We start from the raw sequence: 20,167 nt of genomic DNA on the forward strand, positions 1-20,167 counted from the left end.
GAACATGCGAGCGATGCGGAAATCGAAGGCCTGCGCGACTACTGGAACAGCGTCATGGCCAATGCGGCGGCGATGTCCATCGGCGACCTGCTGCTGGCCGACGAGGAGTTCCACCGGCGCCTGGCCGCGCTGTCGCACAACCGCGAGCTGAGCCAGTTCCTGGAGCAGGTGACGCGGCGCATCCACGTCGCGCGCCACATCGACCTGGAACAGTCGGACTGGAACAGCAGCGCCTTTGATGCCCATGCCCAACTGGTGCTGCTGCTGAGCCAACGCCAGCTGCAGCCAGCGCTGGAGGCGCTCACCGAGCACATCGACATGAGCCTCAAGCGCGCAGTGCAAATCACCAAAGAAATGGTGGCCAAGTTCTTCCTGCAGGACCAGACCTGGTCATCGTCTCAGCCGCCGCAGGACCGGTGATTTCCGAAAAAAGGAACAGCCTGGCAGCACCATTTCCCGGGAGTGCGCACAGGCAAAGCGGCGGGCCTGCTGCAGATATTTTCGACCTCGGTCCGCTGTGCACCGACAGCCCTTGTGTGTGCATCCGCAGCGCAGGCCGACGCTATCATCGACCGCTTCCATGCCAGCTTTTCTCACCGCCGCCCTCTACCAATTTGTCGACCTGCCCGACTGCGCGCAGCTGCAGGCGCCCCTGCAGGCCTGCTGCGATGCCCACAGCGTGCGCGGCCTGCTGCTGCTCGCGCCCGAGGGCATCAACGGCACCATCGCCGGCCCGCCGGACGGCGTGCGCGCCGTGCTGGCCTGGCTGCGCAGCGACCCGCGCCTGGCCAGCCTGCCGCACAAGGAAGCCTGGGGCGAGCGCCAGCCGTTCTACCGCATGCGCGTGCGCCTCAAGCGCGAGATCGTCACGCTCGGCGTGCCGGGTCTGAACCCCGCGCGCAACGCCGGCACCTACGTCAAGCCCGCAGACTGGAACGCGCTGATCGACGACCCCGAGGTGGTGGTGGTGGACACGCGCAACGACTATGAGGTCGGCATTGGCAGCTTTGCGCGCGCCCTCAACCCGCACACGCGCAGCTTTGCCGAGTTTCCGGCCTGGGTGGCGGCGCAATCGCAACCGGGCGGCGCGCTCGCCGGCAAGCCACGCGTGGCCATGTTCTGCACCGGCGGCATCCGCTGCGAGAAGTCGACGGCCTACCTGAAGTCGCAGGGGTTTGGCGAGGTCTACCACCTCGAAGGCGGCATCCTGAAATACCTCGAAACCGTGCCCGAGGCCGACAGCCGCTGGCACGGCGACTGTTTCGTGTTCGACGAGCGCGTGTCGGTGGGCCATGGTCTCGCGCCGGGCCACCACCAGCTGTGCCGTGCCTGCCGCATGCCGCTGGGCGCGGCCGAGCTGGCCTCGCCCCACACGGTGCCCGGCGTGAGCTGCCCGTATTGCCACGGCTCGCGCACGCCGCAGCAGGAGCGTGCCCTGGCCGAGCGCGAACGCCAGGTGCAGCTGGCCAATCAGCGCGGCCAGGCCCATGTGGGCGCGCGCCTTCCGGCACCCGGGCACCCGCGCCGTCCTGACCCCACTGGCGCGCCGAAGGCGCCATGAGCGCCCTGCCCGTCCTGTATTCGTTCCGCCGCTGTCCGTATGCGATGCGCGCGCGGCTGGCCCTGGCCGTGTCGGGCCAGGCGTGTGAGCTGCGCGAGGTGGTGCTGCGCGACAAGCCGCACGGCCTGCTGCAGGCCTCGCCCAAGAGCACGGTGCCGGTGCTCGTGCTGCCCGGCGGCCAGGTGCTCGAGCAGAGCCTGGAGATCATGCGCTGGGCGCTGCAGCGCCACGATCCGCTGCACTGGCTGAACCCGGGCGTTGGAACGCTCGAAGCCATGCTCGCGCAGATCGCAGACTGCGACGGTCCGTTCAAACAGGCACTGGACCGCTGCAAATACCCGCAGCGTTACCCCGGCGCGGATGTGGCCACGGCGCGCGCGCAGGCCTGTGCCTGGCTCGCGGCGCTCGACGCCCAGCTGGCGGGCTCGGGCCATCTGTTCGGCCGTCACCCGGCGCTGGCCGATGCGGCCATCTTTCCGTTCGTGCGCCAATTCGCGGGCATCGATGCCGCGTGGTGGTCGGCCCAGCCCTGGCCGCACCTGCAGCGCTGGCTGGAGCGCTGGAGCGCATCGCCCCTGTTCGCTCAGACCATGGAAAAATACGGCGCCTGGAAGGACGGCACGCCGGGCGTGCGCTTCCCAGCCACCCCCGGCGCGGCCTGAAATGGCCGTCCGCTACACCGGCCGCTCAGCGCCCGGCGCGCAGTCCGCGCGCCAGCAGCCACGCCAAGGCGCCGCCGAGCACCACGAAGCAGACAAACGACCAATTGGCGATGGAGCCGCCGAGGAAGGTCCAGTCGATCGCGGCGCAGTCGCCCGAGCCCTTGAAGATCATCGGGATCGCGCGGCGCATCGGGTAGTTCTCGATCATTCCGTAGAAGTCGCGCCCGCACATCGCGACCTCGGGCGGAAACCACTGCAGCCAGCTTTGGCGCGCCGCCGTGAAGGCGCCAAAGCCGCAGGCCAAGAGCGCCAATACGGCCCACGGCATCCACCAGCCTTTTTGACCCCTAACGCTTGCCAGGCCTGCGAATATAGCTACCAAAATAAGAGCATACCGCTGCACGATGCACATCGGGCAAGGCTCCAGGCCCACGCTGTGCTGCAGGTACAGGCCAAACGCCAGCATGGCCACGCACACCGCGCTGACCAAGGCCAGCATCCGGCGCGGGGCCGTATTCCACCAGTTCAATACCATCGCCATCGTTTTCCTTCATCGCCGCCCAGGCTCCGACGAAGGATGCGTCAGATGCCGGCGGCCTGGTCCAAAAACACCCGGGTGCGCCGGGGGGTCACCACCACGGTGTCGCCCTCCTTGAGGCCCATGTCCCGAAACTGCTGCGCCGAGATGTGCGCTTCAACCAAGGGCGCAGCGGCCGCATTGTCCGCTGATTGGGGCGAGGCCGCGGCCTTTAGTTCCACGCCCGCGTCGTCGAGCGGCACCAGCTCCAGCCGTGCCGTCGGTCCGACGGCAATGGCGCGCTCCAGGCGCGCGACCATGCTGTGCGCGGGCGAGGTGCTGCCGGGCACATGGCGCGCCACGTCCAGGTCGTGCGGACGCACATAGGCCGAGGCGGGCGCGTCCTGGGCATCGCTGTGCTCGGGCACGTCGATCTGCATGCCGTGCACATGCAGCGCACCCTCGTGGGCACGGCCATGGAACAGGTTCACGTCGCCCAGAAAGCCGTACACGAACGGACTGGCCGGGTGGTCCCAGACCTGCTGGGGCGAGCCCACCTGCTCGACCACGCCGCTGTTCATCAGCACCACGCGGTCGGCCACTTCGAGCGCTTCTTCCTGGTCGTGCGTGACGAAGATGCTGGTCACATGCAGCTCGTCGTGCAGGCGGCGCAGCCAGCGGCGCAGCTCCTTGCGCACCTTGGCATCGAGCGCGCCAAAGGGTTCGTCGAGCAGCAGCACCTGCGGCTCCACGGCCAGCGCGCGCGCCAGGGCGATGCGCTGGCGCTGCCCGCCCGAGAGCTGCGCGGGGTGGCGGTCGGCCAGCCAGTCCAACTGCACCAGGCTGAGCAGGTCGTGCACTTTTTTCTTGATCTGCGCCTCGCTCGGGCGCACGCTGCGCGGCTTCATGCGCAGGCCGAAGGCCACGTTCTCGAACACCGTCATGTGGCGGAACAGCGCATAGTGCTGGAACACGAAGCCGACGTTGCGCTCGCGCACATGCACGTCGGTGGTGTCGGCGCCGGCAAAGTGGATGCTGCCGGTGTCGGGCGTCTCCAGCCCGGCAATGATGCGCAGCAGCGTGGTCTTGCCGCAGCCCGAAGGGCCCAGCAGCGCGAGCAGCTCGCCCGAGGCGATGTCCAAGCTCACGTCGCGCAGCGCGTGGAAGTTGCCGAATTGTTTGCTGACGTTGCGGATTTCTATGCTCATGGGTGTCTTTCAGACGGCGCTGCCGCGCGCGGCCGGGGACCGCACGGCGCCAGGCCGCTCGGGCGGCAGTTCGGCCAGCGCCTTGCGCTCGTGCTCGGCGCGCCACTCGGCAACCGACTTGATGACCAGGGTGACCAGCGCCAGCAGCGCCAGCAGCGAAGCCGCCGCAAACGCCGCCACCGACTGGTATTCGTTGTAGAGGATTTCGACGTGCAGCGGGATCGTGTTGGTCTGCCCGCGGATGTGTCCCGACACCACCGACACCGCGCCAAACTCGCCCATGGCGCGCGCGTTGCACAGGATCACGCCGTACAGCAGACCCCACTTGATGTTGGGCAGGGTCACGTACCAGAAGGTCTGCCAGCCGCTTGCACCCAGCACCGTGGCGGCCTGCTCCTCGTCGTTGCCCTGGGCCTGCATCAGCGGGATGAGTTCGCGCGCGATGAACGGAAAGGTCACGAACACCGTGGCCAGAACGATGCCCGGCACGGCGAAGATGATCTTGATGTCGTGCGCCGCCAGCCACGGCCCGATCCAGCCGTTGGCGCCAAACATCAGCACATAGACCAGGCCCGCCACCACGGGCGAGACCGAGAACGGCAGGTCGACCAGCGTGGTCAGGAAGGCCTTGCCCTTGAACTCGTACTTGGCGATGCACCAGGCCGCGGCCACGCCAAACACCAGGTTCAGCGGCACGGCAATCGCGGCGGTAATGAGGGTCAGGCGGATGGCCGACCAGGCGTCGGGCTCCATCAGGGCGCTGAAGTAAGCGTCCCAGCCCTTGCGCAAGGCTTCGGTGAACACCGCCGCCAGCGGCAACACCAGGAACAAGAGCACAAAGGCCAGCGCGATGCCGATCAGCAGGTTGCGCACCCAGGGCGCTTCGGTGGTGCTGATGCGGTCGCGCCGCACGCGTGCAGTCGCGCCCGCGCTCATGCCGGCGCTCCCGCGTTGCGCCGCTGCCAGGCCTGCAGCGCGTTGATGACGAGCAGCAGCACGAACGAGATCAGCAGCATCACCACCGCCACTGCCGTGGCACCCGCGTAGTCGTATTGCTCGAGCTTGCCGATGATGATCAGGGGGGTGATTTCAGAAATCATGGGCATGTTGCCGGCGATGAAGATGACCGATCCGTACTCGCCCACGGCGCGTGCGAACGCCATGGCAAAGCCGGTCAGCAGGGCCGGCGTGATGGCTGGCAGGATGACCTTGGTAAAAATCTGCCAGCGGTTGGCGCCCAGCGAGCTGGCCGCCTCTTCAAGCTCCTTCTCGGTGTCCTGCAGCACGGGCTGTACGGTGCGCACCACGAAAGGCAGCCCGATGAAGATCAGCGCGATCACGATGCCCGCGGGCTTGAACGCCAGCTGGATGCCCAGGGGTTCGAGGTACTGCCCCACCCAGCCGTTGCCCGCCAGCAGCGCCGTCAGCGAAATGCCGGCCACGGCCGTGGGCAGGGCAAACGGCAGGTCGACCAGCGCATCGACGATCTTCTTGCCCGGAAAGCTGTAGCGCACCAGCACCCAGGCGATCAGCAAGCCGAACACCAGGTTGACCAGCGCCGCGATCAGCGAGGCGCCAAAGGTCAGGCGGTACGAGGCCAGCACGCGCGGCGCGCTGATGGCCTCCCAGAACTGTGGCCAGGTGAGCGTGAAGGTCTTGAACACCAGCGCCGACAGCGGGATCAGCACGATGATGCTCAGGTAGAACAGCGTGTAGCCCAGCGTGAGGCCAAAGCCGGGCAGCACCCGCTTGGGTGCGCGCCGGCGGTTGCCCGAAGGCGCGCGGGCAGCGCCTTGCGGGGCTGCGGAGGTGGCTGCGCTCATGCTTTACTTGGCACCCGGGGTGTAGAGCTTGTCGAACTGGCCGCCGTCGTTGAAGTGCACTTTCTGCGCTTCACCGAGCGAGCCGAAGTACTTGGCCACGGTGAACTGCTTGATGGGCTTGAACAGGTCGGCGTGCTTTTTCAGCACCGCCTCCGAACGCGGCCGGATGGCGTGCTTGGCGGCGATTTCCTGGCCTTCTTCCGAATAGAGGTAGTCGAGATAGGCCTTGGCCTGATCGGCCGTGCCCTTCTTGGCCACGGTGCGCTCGACCACGGCGACGGGGTTCTCGGCCGTGACGCTGACCGACGGGTACACCGCCTCCACCTTGCCGACGCCGAACTCGCGGTTGATCGACACCACCTCGGACTCGAACGTGATCAGCACATCGCCGATGTTGCGCTGCAGGAACGTTGCCGTGGCATCGCGCCCGCCCTTGGCCAGCACCGGTACGTTCTTGTAGAGCTTGCCCACGAACTCGGCCGCCTGCGCGTCGGTGCCACCCTTTTCGCGCACCGCGCCCCAGGCAGCGAGGTAGGCATAGCGGCCATTGCCGCCGGTCTTGGGGTTGACGACGATGACCTGCACGCCGGGCTTGACCAGATCGTCCCAGTCCTTGATCTTCTTCGGGTTGCCATTGCGCACCAGAAACAGCATGGTCGAGGTGGTGGGCGAAGCATCGTAGGGAAACTTCTTGGCCCAATCCTTGGCCACCACGCCATTCCCGGCAAGGAACTCAATGTCGGTGGTGGTGTTGAAAGTCACCACGTCGGCCGCCAGCCCGTCGTTCACGGCGCGCGCCTGGGCGCTGGAGCCGCCATGCGCCTGGTCGATCTTGATGTCCTTGCCTGTGGTCTTCTTGTAGTGGGCCACGAAAGCGGCGTTGTAGTCCTTGTAGAACTCGCGCGCCACGTCGTACGACACGTTGAGCAGCGTCGTGGTCTGGGCCGACGCCACCGCACTGGCAGCCAGGGCCACCGTGGCCAGGAGAGACTTGATTTTCAGGGTTGTCATGGGAGAAAGCCGTCCAGTGAAGCCATAGATACAGGGGATTGTGGACAGCGCGGCTTAAAACTCAAAAGAATATATTTTTGTTAATTAATCTGTATTTTGAATATAGGGCACACCACGCGCATTGAGTCTCCTCTCCCAGACCGGGTCGCCACGCGCCGGCGCGCCCGACATGGCATGCTGCGCGCAGAGGCGGCAGCCGGGTAATATCGGGCCAACACCTGCCACGTCCCAATGGCAGCCCTCGGTTTCCACTGGCTGATCGTCTATGACCCTGCTCTCGCACCTCGGCGCATCACCGCTTGCCCCAGCTCCCGAGTCGCCTCGGGCTCCGCATCGCCGCTGGCCGGTGCCAGCGGCATTGGCAGCCGCCCTGCTCGCCGCCTGCGCCAGCACGCCGCTGCCTCCGTGGCCTGCCACGCCGGCAGCGACCGTGGTGCAGGCTCCGAGCGCCCTCACGGCCCCTGGGCCAGCCGCAGAACAGCCCCGCCCGGGCGTCGTCACGGCGCCGGTCGTCACGACGCTGCCGCAGGCGTCTGTCGGCACCGCCGCGCAAGAGAGCGCGCCCTATGGCCCTGCCGTCGCCGCCCGCTTCCCCGATCCTGGCATCCGCTACGACACGCCGGGCCTGGCACCGGAGCGGCGCGCCTTCACGACCAATGCAGAAATCGGACAGTGGCTGCAGCGCATCGCCTCGGGCTCCGCCTCGACCGGAACGCGCACGACACTGCTGGCACTGGGCCCCTCGCAGCGCGGCAACCCCATCCACGCGATGGTGTTGACGCACGCTGGCGGCACCAGCCCCGACCAGTTGAGCGCCAACCAGCGCCCCACCGTGCTGCTGATGGGCCAGCAGCACGGCGACGAACCCGCGGGAAGCGAAGCCTTGCTGGTGGTGGCCAAGGAACTGGCGCAGGGCCTGCTGGAGCCCCTGCTGGAGCGCATCAACGTCATCGTCGTGCCGCGCGCCAATCCCGACGGGGCCGAGGCCAGCACGCGCGCTACCGCCAACGGCATGGACATGGACCGCGACCACCTGCTTCTCAACACACCCGAGGCCCGCGCGCTGGCGGCGCTGGTGCGCGACTACCGCCCGATTCTGGTCATCGATGCGCACGAATTCACCGTGGCCGGGCCATATCTGGAAAAATTCCACGCGCTGCAGCGCTACGACGCCCTGCTGCAATATGCCGGCACGGCCAACCTGCCCGAATTCCTGGTCAAGGCCTCGAAGGAGTGGTACCACGCCCCCATGGTGACTGCCCTCCAGGCGCAAAACCTCAGCACCGAGTGGTATTTCACCACCTCCATGCGCCCCGACGACCTCACCCTGTCCATGGGGGGCACCCAGCCCGACACCGCGCGCAATGTCAATGGCCTGAAGAACGCCGTCAGCCTGCTGGTGGAGACCCGGGGCGTGGGGATCGGGCGCGCGCACATCCAGCGCCGCGTGCACACCCAGATCACGGCCGTCACCAGTGCGCTGCGCAGCACCGCAGAGCGAGCGGCCAACCTGGAGCAGGTGCGCTCGTTTGTCGTGCGCGACACCAGCGCACAGGCCTGCCGCGATCAGATGGTGGTGGAAGCCGGACCCACCCGCGAGCAACGCGACATCACCATGCTGGACCCGGACACCGGGGCCGACCGCGTGCTGCGCGTGGACTGGAACTCATCGCTTGCCTTGCGCAACCTCAAGTCGCGCCCCCGCCCCTGCGGCTACTGGCTGTCTGCCGACGCCGACGCCGCCATCGAACGCCTGCGCTTGCTGGGTGTGCAGGTACTGCGCGTGGCCGAACCCGGTGGCCTGCTGGCCGACACGTACCGCGAAACCAGCAGCGCACGGGGTGTCCGCGAAGACGTGCGCGGCCCGATGACCGAGTCTGCCGACATTGTGCGCGCGCAAGTGGCCCTGGTGCGCAGTGCCATCGATGTGCCTGCGGGCAGCTATTACGTCCCGCTCAACCAGGCCATGGCCTATCTGGCTGTGGCAGCGCTGGAGCCCGATACACAGAACAGCTACTTCGCCAACCACGTGATCGAGCGCTTGGAACACAGCGCACGGGTCATGGCCACGCCTTCTCTGGTGTTTGAAGAAACCGATTGACGCCGCGCGTGTGCGCAATCTGCGCTGCAGCTTTTCCAACGCCTGCGCCGAATCTGGATGGCCTGGACGACAGGTTTCCCAGATCCCGGAGCTTGTGAAGGAGCCTCGTGCGAATACGCGCTGAGCAATCCAAATTCCATGGGCGGCGCAGGTATGATCGCTGCATTGCGATTTGGCAAAGACGCGACGCTTCAGCAAGATCAACCAAATCCATAGCATCAAACGCAATGTTTATGCATCTGCCCGTAGCTCAACTGGATAGAGCAATAGCCTTCTAAGCTATAGGTCGGGGGTTCGAGCCCCTCCGGGCAGGCCACAACCCATAGTCCTTCATACGCCCTACTGGGGATTGAGGATGTGGAGACGGTTTTTTGCACCTATGGCAAGTGCCATCCGAGAGAATCGCGAGAAACTGCTAGCCGTGTTGAGGGCCGTGGTGTGAATCGGTGCGATTTCGGTGCAAATTTCACAGGGCCACGCCAGACCACAAACGGCCAAGAAAAAACCCCAGACCAGAGGGATGCTCATGTCTGGGGTTATCTATAGTGGTGGAGCTGGCGGGAATTGAACCCGCGTCCGCAAGCCTTCTTCGGGCAGATCTACATGTTTAGCGGTCTGATTTGAGTCTCGCCTTCAACATCGCGCAGTCGCACGCTATGTTGAACGCCAGTACCCTTGAATCTCGTTCCATGCCAAGGTACCCGGCCTGGAACCAGCTGACGTAAATAACCTTGCAGCCGGGAGGCTTTACAGCCCCCTTGCCCAGCCCATCAGCGTGCTGTTGCAAGGCTCACCGGTTTTAGGCGGCGAGTGCGAAACGTTCGTCGTTTGCAGTTAGTTTTTTGAATGCAGATTTACGAGCGCCAATCAAGCTCGACATGCACCACGCCGATTCCGAACCCACGTCGAAACCAGGGCAGCCCCTACAGAACGTATTTTAGGCCATGGCCAGCAATTGCAAGAGCCCCAATGGAGAATTAATCTCTGCATCCGCACGCCACCGGCACACCTCCACTTCGGCGCCAAGATATCCATAGGTTGCGGCAACCGTGCCCATGCCGGCTGCTCGGCCTGCAAGAATGTCGCGTTCGTCGTCACCCACGTACAGGCAATCTGCAGCGGACAACCCCAACCGAGCTGCAGCCTCCCACAGCGGCGCGGGATGGGGCTTTGGGTGAGGTGTCGTGTCGCCACTCACCACCGTAGAAGCGGTCGCAAACAAAGGTATCTCCCGTGTCAGCGGCTCAGTGAACCGGGCCGCCTTGTTGGTGACAACACCCCATACGATATTGCGCGCCAAAATCTGCTGGATCAATTCAGGAACGCCACCGAATACATGGGTGTTCTGGGTCATGCGAGCTTCGTAGTTCGCAAAAAACTCTTCCCGCATGGCCACGAAATCTGGATGCTCCGGCGTCAACCCAAACGCTTCTCCGAGCATGCCGCGCGCTCCGGCGCCCGCCATCGGCCGGTACCGCTCCAAAGGCAGGGAGGGCATGCCACGATCGGTGCGCATCTTGTCGGCAGCGGCACCCAGGTCGGGCGCACTGTCTATCAAGGTGCCGTCCAAATCAAACAAGACAGCACGCACATTCGGGAACATGGCGGCCCCTCTTTCAGGCCGCACGGCGGGTTGCCAGCAGATAGTTCACGCTGGTGTCGGCACTGAGCCAGTAGCGGCGTGTGATCGGGTTGTATTCCAGCCCACGCGTATGGTGGATATCCAGCTGGGCAGAGCGGCAGTCGGCCGCCAATTCGCTCGGGCGTATGAATTTGCTGTACTCATGGGTGCCCCGCGGCAACATATTCAGGATGTACTCCGCACCCACGATGGCGAGCACAAAGGCCTTGGCGTTGCGGTTGATGGTCGAGAAGAACACCCAGCCACCCGGCTTGACCAACTGCGCGCAAGCCCGGACAACGGAGCCCGGGTCAGGCACGTGCTCGAGCATTTCCATGCAGGTGACGGCATCGAAACTGCCAGGCTGCTCAGCGGCCAGCGATTCCACGCTGACTTCACGATATTCCACGCCTTGGGTCTGCGCTTCCAGCGCATGCAGCTGGGCCACGCGCAAGGGCTTGGTCGCCAAATCGATGCCGAGTACACGCGCACCCTTGCGCGCCATGGAGTCGGCCAGAATGCCGCCGCCACACCCCACATCGAGCACGCGTTGGTTTTGCAATGGAGAAATGGAATTGATCCAGTCCAAACGCAAGGGATTGATTTGGTGCAAAGGTCTAAATTCACTTTCCGGATCCCACCAGCGGTGGGCCAAGTCTGAAAATTTGGCCAGCTCAGAGGGATCTGCATTGACGGTGTGGTTCATGGACTAGATTCTCTACCAGAGTCAGCGGACAGGGCACCCCATAAAAAAAGCCCCGCGAACGGGGCTTTTTTGGGGCAATCAGAAGATTACTTGGCAGCGCGGGTGCCAACTACTTCGATTTCCACGCGGCGGTTCTTGGCGCGGCCTTCCTTGGTCTTGTTGTCAGCAACAGGCTGCTTTTCGCCCTTGCCTTCGGTGTAGACGCGGTTCTTTTCGATACCCTTGGAAACCAGGTACGCCTTCACGGCTTCAGAACGGCGCACCGACAGCTTCTGGTTGTAGGCATCGGTACCGATAGAGTCGGTATGACCCACGGCAATGATGACTTCCAGGTTCACGTCCTTGACCTTGGACACCAGGTCGTCGAGCTTGGCCTTGCCTTCGGGCTTCAGAACCGACTTATCGAAGTCGAAGAAGGCGTCTGCAGCGTAGGTGACCTTGGTCGCGACGGCGGGAGCCGGTGCGGGAGCAGGAGCCGGTGCAGGAGCGGGAGCAGGTGCAGCAGCAGGGGCTGGAGCAGCGGCAACAGGAACGACCAAAGCGCCATCACAACCAGGCGCTGCGGTAGCAGGCGTCCAGTTGGCATCGCGCCAGCACAGCTCGTTCGTGCCGTTCTTCCAGACCAGCTCGTTGGTGCCGTTCTTCCAGTTGTCGATGGTTTGTGCGCCAGCGGCGGTTGCGAGCGCTGCGGAGGCAAACAACATCGCCACTTTGTTCAATTTCTTCATGGTTCTCCTCTTGGGGAAAAAGCCGCAGCCGCGCTGCGAATAAGGACGTCATCGGTGACCATCACCAAAAACGTTGAAATGATTGTGCCATACGTAACAGTGGCGGCAGGAGCCCTTTAGCATCCCTTCCGTAGGACAAAAGCGTAATTGCCGGGATGTGTTGCGCAGGTGCGACAAGCGCTTGCGCCTAAAATGAACGTCCCTTGCAGCCTCCGCCACCGCTATGACCCAGTTCGCCAAAGAAACCCTGCCCATCAGCCTTGAAGAAGAGATGCGCCGCAGTTATCTCGATTACGCCATGAGCGTGATCGTGGGTCGGGCGCTGCCGGATGCGCGCGATGGCCTCAAGCCTGTGCACCGGCGCGTGCTGTTTGCCATGCACGAGCTCAACAACGACTGGAACCGGCCGTACAAGAAGTCGGCCCGTATCGTCGGCGATGTGATCGGTAAATACCATCCGCACGGCGACAGCGCGGTCTACGACACGATTGTGCGGATGGCGCAAGACTTCTCGTTGCGCCACATGCTGGTCGATGGCCAGGGCAACTTTGGCTCGGTGGACGGCGACAACGCGGCCGCCATGCGCTACACCGAAATCCGTCTGGCCAGGATCGCCCACGAGATGCTGGGAGACATCGACAAGGAAACCGTCGATTTCGGTCCCAACTACGACGGCAGCGAGAAGGAACCCCTGGTCCTGCCCAGCAAGTTGCCGAACCTGCTCGTCAACGGTTCGTCGGGCATTGCGGTGGGCATGGCCACCAACATTCCGCCGCACAACCTCAACGAAGTGGTCGATGCCTGCCTGCACCTGCTGGCCCACCCGGAGGCCAGCATCGATGAGCTGATGGAGATCATTCCGGCGCCCGACTTCCCCACAGCCGGCATCATCTATGGCATCACCGGCGTCAAGGACGGCTACCGCACCGGGCGCGGCCGCGTGATCATGCGCGCCAAGTGCCACTTCGAAGACATCGACCGCGGCCAGCGCCAGGCCATCATCGTTGACGAGCTGCCCTACCAGGTCAACAAGAAGACGCTGCAGGAGCGCATGGCCGAGCTGGTCCATGAGAAAAAAATCGAGGGTATCAGCCACATCCAGGACGAGTCCGACAAGTCCGGCATGCGCCTGGTGATCGAGCTCAAGCGTGGCGAAGTGCCCGAAGTGGTGCTGAACAACCTGTACAAGCAGACCCAGCTGCAGGACACGTTCGGCATGAACATGGTGGCGCTAATCGATGGCCAGCCCCGCCTGTGCGATCTCAAGACGCTGATCAGCGTCTTTTTGCAGCACCGCCGCGAAGTGGTCACGCGCCGCACCGTGTTCGAACTGCGCAAGGCACGCGACCGTGGCCATGTGCTCGAAGGCCTGGCCGTGGCGCTGGCCAACATCGATGATTTCATCGCCATCATCCGCAACGCGCCGACGCCGCCGGTCGCCAAGACCGAACTCATGGCGCATTCGTGGGATAGCAAGCTGGTGCGTGAAATGCTGACCCGCACGCGCACGGATGGAGGCACCATCAATGCCGACGACTACCGCCCCGAAGGGCTGGAGCGCGAATTCGGCATGGGGCAGGACGGCCTGTACCGCCTCTCGGACACCCAGGCGCAAGAAATCTTGCAGATGCGCCTGCAGCGCCTCACGGGCCTGGAGCAGGACAAGATCGTCGCCGAATACAAGGACGTGATGGCGGTAATCGAAGACCTGCTCGACATCCTGGCCACGCCCGAGCGCGTCTCGACCATCATTTGCGAAGAGCTCAGCGCCATCAAGGCCGAGTTCGGCCAAAGCAAGCTCGGCGCCCGCCGCAGCCTGGTCGAATACAGCGCGCAAGACCTGTCCACCGAAGACCTGATCACGCCCACCGACATGGTGGTGACCTTGAGTCACACCGGCTACATCAAGAGCCAGCCCTTGAGCGAATACCGTGCGCAAAAACGCGGCGGGCGCGGCAAGCAGGCCACAGCGACCAAGGAAGACGACTGGATCGACCAGCTCTTCATCGCCAACACGCACGACTACATCCTGTGCTTCTCCAACCGCGGCCGGTTGTACTGGCTCAAGGTCTGGGAAGTTCCTGCAGGGTCGCGCGGCTCGCGTGGCCGGCCCATCGTCAACATGTTCCCGCTGCAGGAAGGCGAGAAGATCAACGTCGTGCTGCCGCTCACGGGCGCCATGCGCAGTTTCCCGGCCGACCACTACGTCTTCATGGCGACGAGCATGGGCACCGTCAAGAAAACCGCGCTCGATGATTTCTCCAACCCGCGCAAGGGCGGCATCATTGCCGTGAACCTCGACGAGGGCGACTACCTGATCGGCGCCGCGCTGACCGACGGCCAGCACGACGTGATGCTGTTCTCCGACGGCGGCAAGGCCGTGCGCTTCGACGAGAACGATGTGCGGCCGCTGGGCCGCCAGGCACGCGGCGTGCGCGGCATGATGCTCGAAGAAGGACAGAGCGTGATCGCCATGCTGGTGGCCGAGGACGAAAGCCAGAGCGTGCTCACCGCCACCGAAAACGGCTTTGGCAAGCGCACCGGCATCACCGAGTACACGCGCCATGGCCGCGGCACCAAGGGCATGATCGCCATCCAGCAGTCCGAGCGCAACGGCAAGGTCGTGGCCGCCACGCTGGTGCATGCCGACGACGAGATCATGCTAATCACCGACCGTGGCGTGCTGGTGCGCACGCGCGTCAGCGAGATCCGCGAGCTCGGCCGTGCCACGCAGGGCGTGACCTTGATCGCACTGGACGAAGGCGCCAAGCTCAGCGGCCTGCAGCGCATCGTCGAGAACGACGCAGCCGAAGCGGCTGGAGCCGAGGACGACAGCCAGGACCTCGACGGCACCGCCAGCGACGCACCCGCCACGCCCGACGCCTGAACGCACGCGCGCCCTGCCACACCCAGGATGGGGCGGGTGCCTGCACTATTTATTTGATAGCCATCAGCGCTTATTGCATAAGCGTTTGAGCCACTTTTGACCACAAATACCATGCAACGCCCCTACAACTTCTCCGCCGGCCCGGCGGCCATCCCCGTCGAGGTCCTGGAGCAGGCCGCCGCCGAAATGCTCGACTGGCATGGCAGCGGCATGGGCGTGATGGAGATGAGCCACCGCGGCAAGGAATTCGTCTCCATCTGCGAGCAGGCCGAGGCCGACCTGCGCGAACTGCTGGCCGTGCCGGCAGAGTTCAGGATCCTGTTCATGCAGGGCGGCGGCCTGGCCGAAAACGCCATCGTGCCGCTGAACCTCTCGCGCGCGGCCACCGTGGACTTCGTCGTCACCGGCAGCTGGAGCCAGAAGTCGCAAAAGGAAGCGCGCAAGTACGCCGCCGAGGTGAACGTCATCGCCTCGGGCGAGGACAGCGGCTTCACCACCCTGCCCGACCCGGCCCGCTGGCAGCCCAGCCGCGGCGCCAGCTACCTGCACATCTGCAGCAACGAGACCATCCACGGCATCGAATTCCACGAACTGCCCGACCTCCGGGCGCTGGGCAGCGACGCGCCGCTGGTGATCGATTTCTCGTCGCAGGTGGCATCGCGCCCCGTCGACTGGTCGCGCGTCGGGCTGGCCTTTGGCGGCGCGCAAAAGAACATCGGGCCCGCCGGCCTGACCATCGTCGTGGTGCGCGAAGACCTGCTGGGCCACGCACTGGCGGCCTGCCCGAGCGCGTTCGACTACCGCATCGTGGCCGACCACCACTCGATGTACAACACGCCGCCCACCTGGGGCATCTACGTGGCCGGCCTCACCTTCCAGTGGCTCAAGCGCCAGCGCGAGGGCGCTGCCAGCGGCGTGGCCGCGATGGAGCTGCGCAACAAGGCCAAGGCCCAGCTGCTCTACGACACCATCGACCGGTCGCAGTTCTATGTGAACAAGGTGGCACCCCACTGCCGCTCGCGCATGAACATTCCCTTTTTCCTGCAAGACGAAACCCGCAACGACGCCTTCCTGGCCGGCGCGCGCGCGCGCGGCCTGCTGCAGCTCAAGGGCCACAAGTCCGTGGGCGGCATGCGCGCCAGCCTCTACAACGCCATGCCGCTGGCCGGCGTGCAGGCTCTGGTGGAGTACATGAAAGCCTTCGAGCAGAAGCACGCCTGAGCCCCCGATGACGACACCCCAAGCCTCCCCCGACCTCGCCAGCCTGCGCGTGCAGATCGACAACATCGACCAGCAGCTGCTGGCCCTGCTGAACCAGCGCGCCCTGGTGGCCGAGCGCGTCGGCGAAGTCAAGAAGCGCGAAGGCACGCCCTTCTTCCGCCCCGACCGCGTGGCCCAGGTGATCCAGAAGATCGAGGACGCCAACCCCGGCCCGCTCAAGAGCGCCCATGTGTCGGCGATCTGGCGCGAGATCATGTCGGCCTGCCTGGCGCTCGAATCGCCCCAGCGCGTCGCCGTCCTGGGCCCCGAGGGCACGTTCTGCGAGCAGGCCGCCGTCGAATATTTCGGCGGCGCGGCCGACCTGATGTACTGCAGCAGCTTCGACGAGGTGTTCCACGCGACGGCAGCCGGCAGCGCGCAGTACGGCGTGGTCGGCGTGGAGAACTCGACCGAGGGCGTGGTCACGCGCTCGCTCGACATGTTCCTGCACACCCCCACCCATGTGGTCGGCGAGGTCAGCCTGCTGATCCGGCACAACCTGATGCGCCAGACCAACTCGCTCGACGGCATCGAGGCCGTGCTGGCGCACCCCCAGGCGCTGGCGCAATGCCAGGCCTGGCTGTCCAAGCACCTACCGCACGCCGAGCGCCGCCCAGTGTCGAGCAATGCCGAAGGCGCCCGTCTGTCGGCCACCAACCCGGCCTGGGCGGCCCTGTCGAGCGAACGCGCGGCCCAGCAGTTCGGCCTGCACATCGTGGCCCACGCGATCCAGGACGACGCCTACAACCGAACCCGCTTTGCCATCATCTGCCTGCCGCACACGCTGCAGACGCCGCCGCCGTCGGGCCACGACTGCACCAGCCTCATCGTCTCGGTGCCCAACCACCCGGGCGCAGTGCACGACCTGCTGGTGCCGCTCAAGCGGCACGGCGTCTCGATGACGCGCTTCGAGTCGCGCCCGGCGCGCACCGGCCAGTGGGAATACTATTTCTACATCGACCTCGACGGCCACCCCAGCCAGCCCCATGTCAGCGCCGCGCTGGCCGAGCTGCGCAGCCTGTGCGCTTTCTACAAGGTGCTGGGCACGTACCCGGTCGCCCCCTGAGGACCGCCGCATGTTTGAACAATTGGGACTGATTGGCTGCGGCCTCATGGGCGGCTCGTTCGCCCTGGCCATGAAAAAGGCCGGCCTGGTGCAGCGCGTGGTCGGTTACAGCAAGTCGCCCTCCACCACCGACCGCGCGCGCCAGCTGGGCGTGATCGACGTGGAAGCCCCCTCGGCCCTGCTGGCCGTGGCCGGCGCCGACATCGTGCTGCTGGCCGTGCCGGTCGCGGCCACCGAAGCCACGCTCCGGGCCATCAAGCACCTGGTCACGCCGCAGACGCTGGTGATGGATGTGGGCTCGACCAAGGTCGACGTGGTGCAGGCGGCGCGCCGCGCGCTGCGCGACCAGGTAGGCTCGTTCGTGCCGGCCCATCCCATCACGGGACGCGAAGTCTCGGGGGTGGAGCACGCCGAAGCCACTCTCTACAGCGGCCGCCATGTGATCCTGACGCCCACCGAACGCACGCTCACCGCACAGCTGCACAAGGCGCAGGAGCTGTGGACGGCCCTGGGCTGCCGCGTCAGCAGCATGTCGCCCGAGTCGCACGACGCGGCTTTCGCGGCCGTCAGCCACCTGCCGCACTTGCTGGCGTTCGCGCTGGTCAACGGCATCATGGGCCAGCCGCAGGCGGACAGCTTTCTGTCGCTGGCCGGCCCGGGCTTTCGCGACTTCACCCGCATCGCCGCCAGCGATCCGAAGATGTGGCGCGACATCCTGCTGGCCAACCGCGAGGACATCCTTTCCCAGTCCAGCCTCTTCCAGCAGGCCTTGCAGCAGTTCGAGCAGGCGATGCGCGGCAACGACGCGCAAGCCGTCGAGGACATGGTCACCTTGGCGAGTGAAACCCGCGCCCACTGGCGCATGGGCGCACAGCGCACCAGCGAGCCCCACTGAATGTTCAGCACCGCCTTTCTCGACATCCCCCCGCTGCAGACGGCGCACGGCAGCCTCCACCTGCCGGGCTCCAAGAGCATCTCCAACCGCGTGCTGCTGCTGGCTGCGCTCAGCCACGGCACCACCACGGTGCACGACCTGCTGGCCTCCGACGACACGCGCGTGATGCTCGATGCACTGCGCCAGCTCGGCTGCACCGTCGAGGAGGACGGCGCACCACTGCGCATCACCGGCCTGGGCGGGCGCACGCCCACCTCGCCCACTGAGCTCTTCCTGGGCAACGCCGGCACCGCCATGCGCCCGCTCGCGGCTGCGCTGGCACTGCTGGGCGGCGAATACCGCCTCAGCGGCGTCGCGCGCATGCACGAGCGCCCGATCGGCGACCTCGTCGATGCACTGCGCCAGCTGGGTTGCCAGATCGAGTACCTGGGCAACGCAGGCTATCCGCCGCTGCGCATCGCCCAGGCCGCCAGTGTGCCCGCGCTGTCGCTGGCCGCGCCGATCCGCGTGCGCGGCGACGTCTCCAGCCAGTTCCTGACGGCGCTGCTGATGGCGCTGCCACTGGCCGCCACGCGGCAGGACGTAGTCATCGAGGTCGTGGGCGAGCTGATCTCGCGCCCCTACATCGCCATCACCCTGCATTTGCTGGCGCGCTTTGGCATTGCCGTGGCCAACGACAACTGGCAGCGCTTCACCATCCCCGCCGGCAGCCGCTACCAGTCGCCCGGCAGCGTCCATGTCGAGTCCGACGCCTCGTCAGCTAGCTATTTCATAGCACTTGGCGCAATAGCAGAAAGCGCTGGAGGCCAAAACGGCATCAAAATCATGGGCGTGGGCCTGGATTCCATCCAGGGCGACATCCGCTTTGTCGACGCTGCGCGCGCCATGGGCGCCCAGATCAGCGGCGGCCCCCACTGGCTGCAGGTGGCGCGCGGCGCCTGGCCGCTCAAGGCCATCGACCTCGACTGCAACCACATCCCCGACGCCGCGATGACGCTGGCCGTGATGGCGCTGTACGCCGATGGCACCACCACGCTGCGCAACATCGCCAGCTGGCGCGTCAAGGAAACCGACCGCCTGGCGGCCATGGCCTGCGAGCTGCGCAAGCTCGGCGCCACCGTGGAGGAAGGCGCCGACTACCTGCGCATCACGCCCCCGACCACGCCCGCCGACTGGCGCGCCGCCAGCATCCGCACCTACGACGACCACCGCATCGCTATGTGCTTTTCGCTGGCGGCCTTCAATCCCGCGGGGCTGCCGGTGCGCATTGAAGATCCGCAGTGCGTCGCCAAGACCTTTCCGGACTATTTCGAGGCCTTGTTCTCCGTCGTGCACACACCGCCCGCCGCCATCCCGGTGATATGCATCGACGGCCCCACCGCGTCGGGCAAGGGCACCGTGGCCGAGGCCCTGGCGCAGCAGCTGGGCTATGCCTTTCTCGACTCCGGCTCGCTCTACCGCATCGCTGCGCTGGCCGCCGTGCGGGCCGGGCTGCCGATAGACGCCGGCCATGAATCCGCCATTGCCGCTCTGGCGGGCGCACTCGATGTGCGCTTCGAGAACCACCGGGTCTGGCTGGCCGGCGACGACGTCACCGCGGCCATCCGCACCGAAGAGGCCGGCATGAATGCGTCGCGCGTCTCCGCCCTTCCCGCCGTGCGCCAGGCACTGGTCGGCCTGCAGCACAGCTTTCAGCGCCTGCCGGGCCTAGTCGCCGACGGGCGCGACATGGGCACCGTGATCTTTCCGCAGGCGCCGCTCAAGGTGTACCTCACCGCCAGCGCCGAATGCCGCGCCGAGCGCCGGCACAAACAATTGATTTCTAAAGGGATTTCCATTAAAATAGCCGACCTTCGCGCCGACTTGGAGGCGCGCGATGCACGGGACATGTCCCGCAGTGCCGCGCCCTTGAAGCAGGCGCAAGATGCTGTGCCACTGGACAGCTCCAGCCTGTCGGTCGAGCAGACCGTGCAGCTGGTCAGCCATCTGTGGCAGCAGCGACAGCCTTTCGCGCCTGGCGCGCAGGGCGATAAAGGGGCTTGACCGTCCCGCCGGCCCACACCGCTCCCGCCGCGCAGCAGCGCTCAGCAGTGTGGTTCTTATGACGTAACCGCGGCCACC

The 20,167-nt window shown here is 65.7% G+C and carries 17 protein-coding genes, 1 tRNA gene and 1 other RNA gene; 10 read left to right on the top strand and 9 right to left on the bottom strand.

Going from position 1 to position 20,167, the window contains the following annotated elements; genetic code table 11:
* From B2J89_RS06490 to B2J89_RS06500, 3 genes are all read left to right on the top strand, one after another.
* Positions 1–420 (top strand): FCD domain-containing protein (locus B2J89_RS06490; RefSeq protein ID WP_169168323.1); only part of this gene is annotated, 420 nt, incomplete at its 5' end.
* 160 nt (positions 421–580) lie between these two features.
* Complete coding sequence (locus B2J89_RS06495) at positions 581–1,561, top strand: rhodanese-related sulfurtransferase (protein WP_169168415.1); 981 nt, start codon at positions 581–583, stop codon at positions 1,559–1,561.
* On the top strand, positions 1,558–2,223 hold the full coding sequence (locus B2J89_RS06500; protein ID WP_169168416.1) for a glutathione S-transferase: 666 nt from the start codon (positions 1,558–1,560) through the stop codon (positions 2,221–2,223). The genes B2J89_RS06495 and B2J89_RS06500 overlap by 4 nt, the downstream gene beginning before the upstream one ends.
* A 25-nt stretch (positions 2,224–2,248) precedes the next feature.
* On the opposite strand, the gene B2J89_RS06505 is transcribed toward B2J89_RS06500, so the two are convergent.
* From B2J89_RS06505 to B2J89_RS06525, 5 genes are read right to left on the bottom strand one after another with little or no spacing between them, the layout of a single operon-like run.
* Positions 2,249–2,758 carry a disulfide bond formation protein B gene (locus B2J89_RS06505; RefSeq protein ID WP_169168417.1) on the bottom strand — a complete coding sequence of 170 codons (510 nt, stop codon included), beginning with the start codon at positions 2,756–2,758 and terminating at the stop codon, positions 2,249–2,251.
* Positions 2,759–2,805: 47 nt separating this feature from the next.
* Complete coding sequence (locus tag B2J89_RS06510; protein WP_169168326.1) at positions 2,806–3,948, bottom strand: sulfate/molybdate ABC transporter ATP-binding protein; 1,143 nt, start codon at positions 3,946–3,948, stop codon at positions 2,806–2,808.
* Between the two features lie 9 nt (positions 3,949–3,957).
* Positions 3,958–4,884: a sulfate ABC transporter permease subunit CysW gene (gene cysW / locus B2J89_RS06515; protein WP_169168327.1), complete on the bottom strand. Its 927-nt coding sequence runs from the start codon at positions 4,882–4,884 to the stop codon at positions 3,958–3,960.
* A complete protein-coding gene (cysT, locus tag B2J89_RS06520; RefSeq protein ID WP_169168328.1) occupies positions 4,881–5,771 on the bottom strand; it encodes a sulfate ABC transporter permease subunit CysT in 891 nt (296 codons plus the stop codon). The genes cysW and cysT overlap by 4 nt, the downstream gene beginning before the upstream one ends.
* 3 nt (positions 5,772–5,774) lie before the next feature.
* Positions 5,775–6,782: a sulfate ABC transporter substrate-binding protein gene (locus B2J89_RS06525; RefSeq protein WP_169168329.1), complete on the bottom strand. Its 1,008-nt coding sequence runs from the start codon at positions 6,780–6,782 to the stop codon at positions 5,775–5,777.
* 265 nt (positions 6,783–7,047) lie between these two features.
* On the opposite strand from B2J89_RS06525, the gene B2J89_RS06530 reads away from it, so the two are divergent.
* Together B2J89_RS06530 and B2J89_RS06535 are read left to right on the top strand one after the other, a co-directional pair.
* A complete protein-coding gene (locus B2J89_RS06530; protein ID WP_169168330.1) occupies positions 7,048–8,883 on the top strand; it encodes a M14 family zinc carboxypeptidase in 1,836 nt (611 codons plus the stop codon).
* 239 nt (positions 8,884–9,122) lie between these two features.
* A tRNA-Arg gene (locus B2J89_RS06535) sits at positions 9,123–9,199 on the top strand.
* Positions 9,200–9,429: 230 nt separating this feature from the next.
* Here the strand turns inward: B2J89_RS06535 and ssrA are convergent.
* The 4 genes from ssrA to ompA all read right to left on the bottom strand — a co-directional run bounded on the left by ssrA (position 9,430) and on the right by ompA (position 11,938).
* Positions 9,430–9,807, bottom strand: a transfer-messenger RNA (tmRNA) gene (gene ssrA / locus B2J89_RS06540).
* A gap of 13 nt (positions 9,808–9,820) precedes the next feature.
* Positions 9,821–10,486, bottom strand: coding sequence for an HAD family hydrolase (locus B2J89_RS06545; RefSeq protein ID WP_169168331.1), 666 nt, complete (start codon positions 10,484–10,486; stop codon positions 9,821–9,823).
* A gap of 13 nt (positions 10,487–10,499) precedes the next feature.
* Positions 10,500–11,210 (bottom strand): bifunctional 2-polyprenyl-6-hydroxyphenol methylase/3-demethylubiquinol 3-O-methyltransferase UbiG, encoded by a 711-nt coding sequence (gene ubiG / locus B2J89_RS06550; protein ID WP_169168332.1) that lies wholly within the window; start codon positions 11,208–11,210, stop codon positions 10,500–10,502.
* Between the two features lie 86 nt (positions 11,211–11,296).
* On the bottom strand, positions 11,297–11,938 hold the full coding sequence (ompA, locus tag B2J89_RS06555) for an outer membrane protein OmpA (RefSeq protein ID WP_169168333.1): 642 nt from the start codon (positions 11,936–11,938) through the stop codon (positions 11,297–11,299).
* A gap of 223 nt (positions 11,939–12,161) precedes the next feature.
* On the opposite strand from ompA, the gene gyrA reads away from it, so the two are divergent.
* From gyrA to B2J89_RS06580, 5 genes are all read left to right on the top strand, one after another.
* A complete protein-coding gene (gyrA, locus tag B2J89_RS06560; protein WP_169168334.1) occupies positions 12,162–14,825 on the top strand; it encodes a DNA gyrase subunit A in 2,664 nt (887 codons plus the stop codon).
* Between the two features lie 111 nt (positions 14,826–14,936).
* Positions 14,937–16,046 carry a 3-phosphoserine/phosphohydroxythreonine transaminase gene (serC, locus tag B2J89_RS06565; protein WP_169168335.1) on the top strand — a complete coding sequence of 370 codons (1,110 nt, stop codon included), beginning with the start codon at positions 14,937–14,939 and terminating at the stop codon, positions 16,044–16,046.
* A gap of 7 nt (positions 16,047–16,053) precedes the next feature.
* Positions 16,054–17,151, top strand: a complete 1,098-nt coding sequence (gene pheA, locus B2J89_RS06570) for a prephenate dehydratase (protein WP_169168336.1) — start codon at positions 16,054–16,056, stop codon at positions 17,149–17,151.
* A gap of 10 nt (positions 17,152–17,161) precedes the next feature.
* Positions 17,162–18,046 carry a prephenate dehydrogenase/arogenate dehydrogenase family protein gene (locus B2J89_RS06575; protein ID WP_169168337.1) on the top strand — a complete coding sequence of 295 codons (885 nt, stop codon included), beginning with the start codon at positions 17,162–17,164 and terminating at the stop codon, positions 18,044–18,046.
* Positions 18,047–20,089, top strand: coding sequence for a bifunctional 3-phosphoshikimate 1-carboxyvinyltransferase/cytidylate kinase (locus B2J89_RS06580; RefSeq protein ID WP_169168338.1), 2,043 nt, complete (start codon positions 18,047–18,049; stop codon positions 20,087–20,089).
* Positions 20,090–20,167: the final 78 nt, after the last annotated feature.

It is taken from the genome of Acidovorax sp. SRB_24 (assembly GCF_012931925.1).

Excerpts from the sequence above, each read along its gene's own strand:
- B2J89_RS06530 (WP_169168330.1), top strand. The coding sequence starts at position 7,048 with ATGACCCTGCTCTCGCACCTCGGCGCATCACCGCTTGCCCCAGCTCCC.
- B2J89_RS06495 (WP_169168415.1), top strand. The coding sequence starts at position 581 with ATGCCAGCTTTTCTCACCGCCGCCCTCTACCAATTTGTCGACCTGCCC.
- B2J89_RS06545 (WP_169168331.1), bottom strand. The coding sequence starts at position 10,486 with ATGTTCCCGAATGTGCGTGCTGTCTTGTTTGATTTGGACGGCACCTTG.
- ompA (WP_169168333.1), bottom strand. The coding sequence starts at position 11,938 with ATGAAGAAATTGAACAAAGTGGCGATGTTGTTTGCCTCCGCAGCGCTC.
- B2J89_RS06580 (WP_169168338.1), top strand. The coding sequence starts at position 18,047 with ATGTTCAGCACCGCCTTTCTCGACATCCCCCCGCTGCAGACGGCGCAC.
- B2J89_RS06500 (WP_169168416.1), top strand. The coding sequence starts at position 1,558 with ATGAGCGCCCTGCCCGTCCTGTATTCGTTCCGCCGCTGTCCGTATGCG.
- B2J89_RS06575 (WP_169168337.1), top strand. The coding sequence starts at position 17,162 with ATGTTTGAACAATTGGGACTGATTGGCTGCGGCCTCATGGGCGGCTCG.
- B2J89_RS06505 (WP_169168417.1), bottom strand. The coding sequence starts at position 2,758 with ATGGTATTGAACTGGTGGAATACGGCCCCGCGCCGGATGCTGGCCTTG.
- cysT (WP_169168328.1), bottom strand. The coding sequence starts at position 5,771 with ATGAGCGCAGCCACCTCCGCAGCCCCGCAAGGCGCTGCCCGCGCGCCT.
- cysW (WP_169168327.1), bottom strand. The coding sequence starts at position 4,884 with ATGAGCGCGGGCGCGACTGCACGCGTGCGGCGCGACCGCATCAGCACC.
- B2J89_RS06510 (WP_169168326.1), bottom strand. The coding sequence starts at position 3,948 with ATGAGCATAGAAATCCGCAACGTCAGCAAACAATTCGGCAACTTCCAC.
- serC (WP_169168335.1), top strand. The coding sequence starts at position 14,937 with ATGCAACGCCCCTACAACTTCTCCGCCGGCCCGGCGGCCATCCCCGTC.
- B2J89_RS06525 (WP_169168329.1), bottom strand. The coding sequence starts at position 6,782 with ATGACAACCCTGAAAATCAAGTCTCTCCTGGCCACGGTGGCCCTGGCT.
- gyrA (WP_169168334.1), top strand. The coding sequence starts at position 12,162 with ATGACCCAGTTCGCCAAAGAAACCCTGCCCATCAGCCTTGAAGAAGAG.
- pheA (WP_169168336.1), top strand. The coding sequence starts at position 16,054 with ATGACGACACCCCAAGCCTCCCCCGACCTCGCCAGCCTGCGCGTGCAG.
- ubiG (WP_169168332.1), bottom strand. The coding sequence starts at position 11,210 with ATGAACCACACCGTCAATGCAGATCCCTCTGAGCTGGCCAAATTTTCA.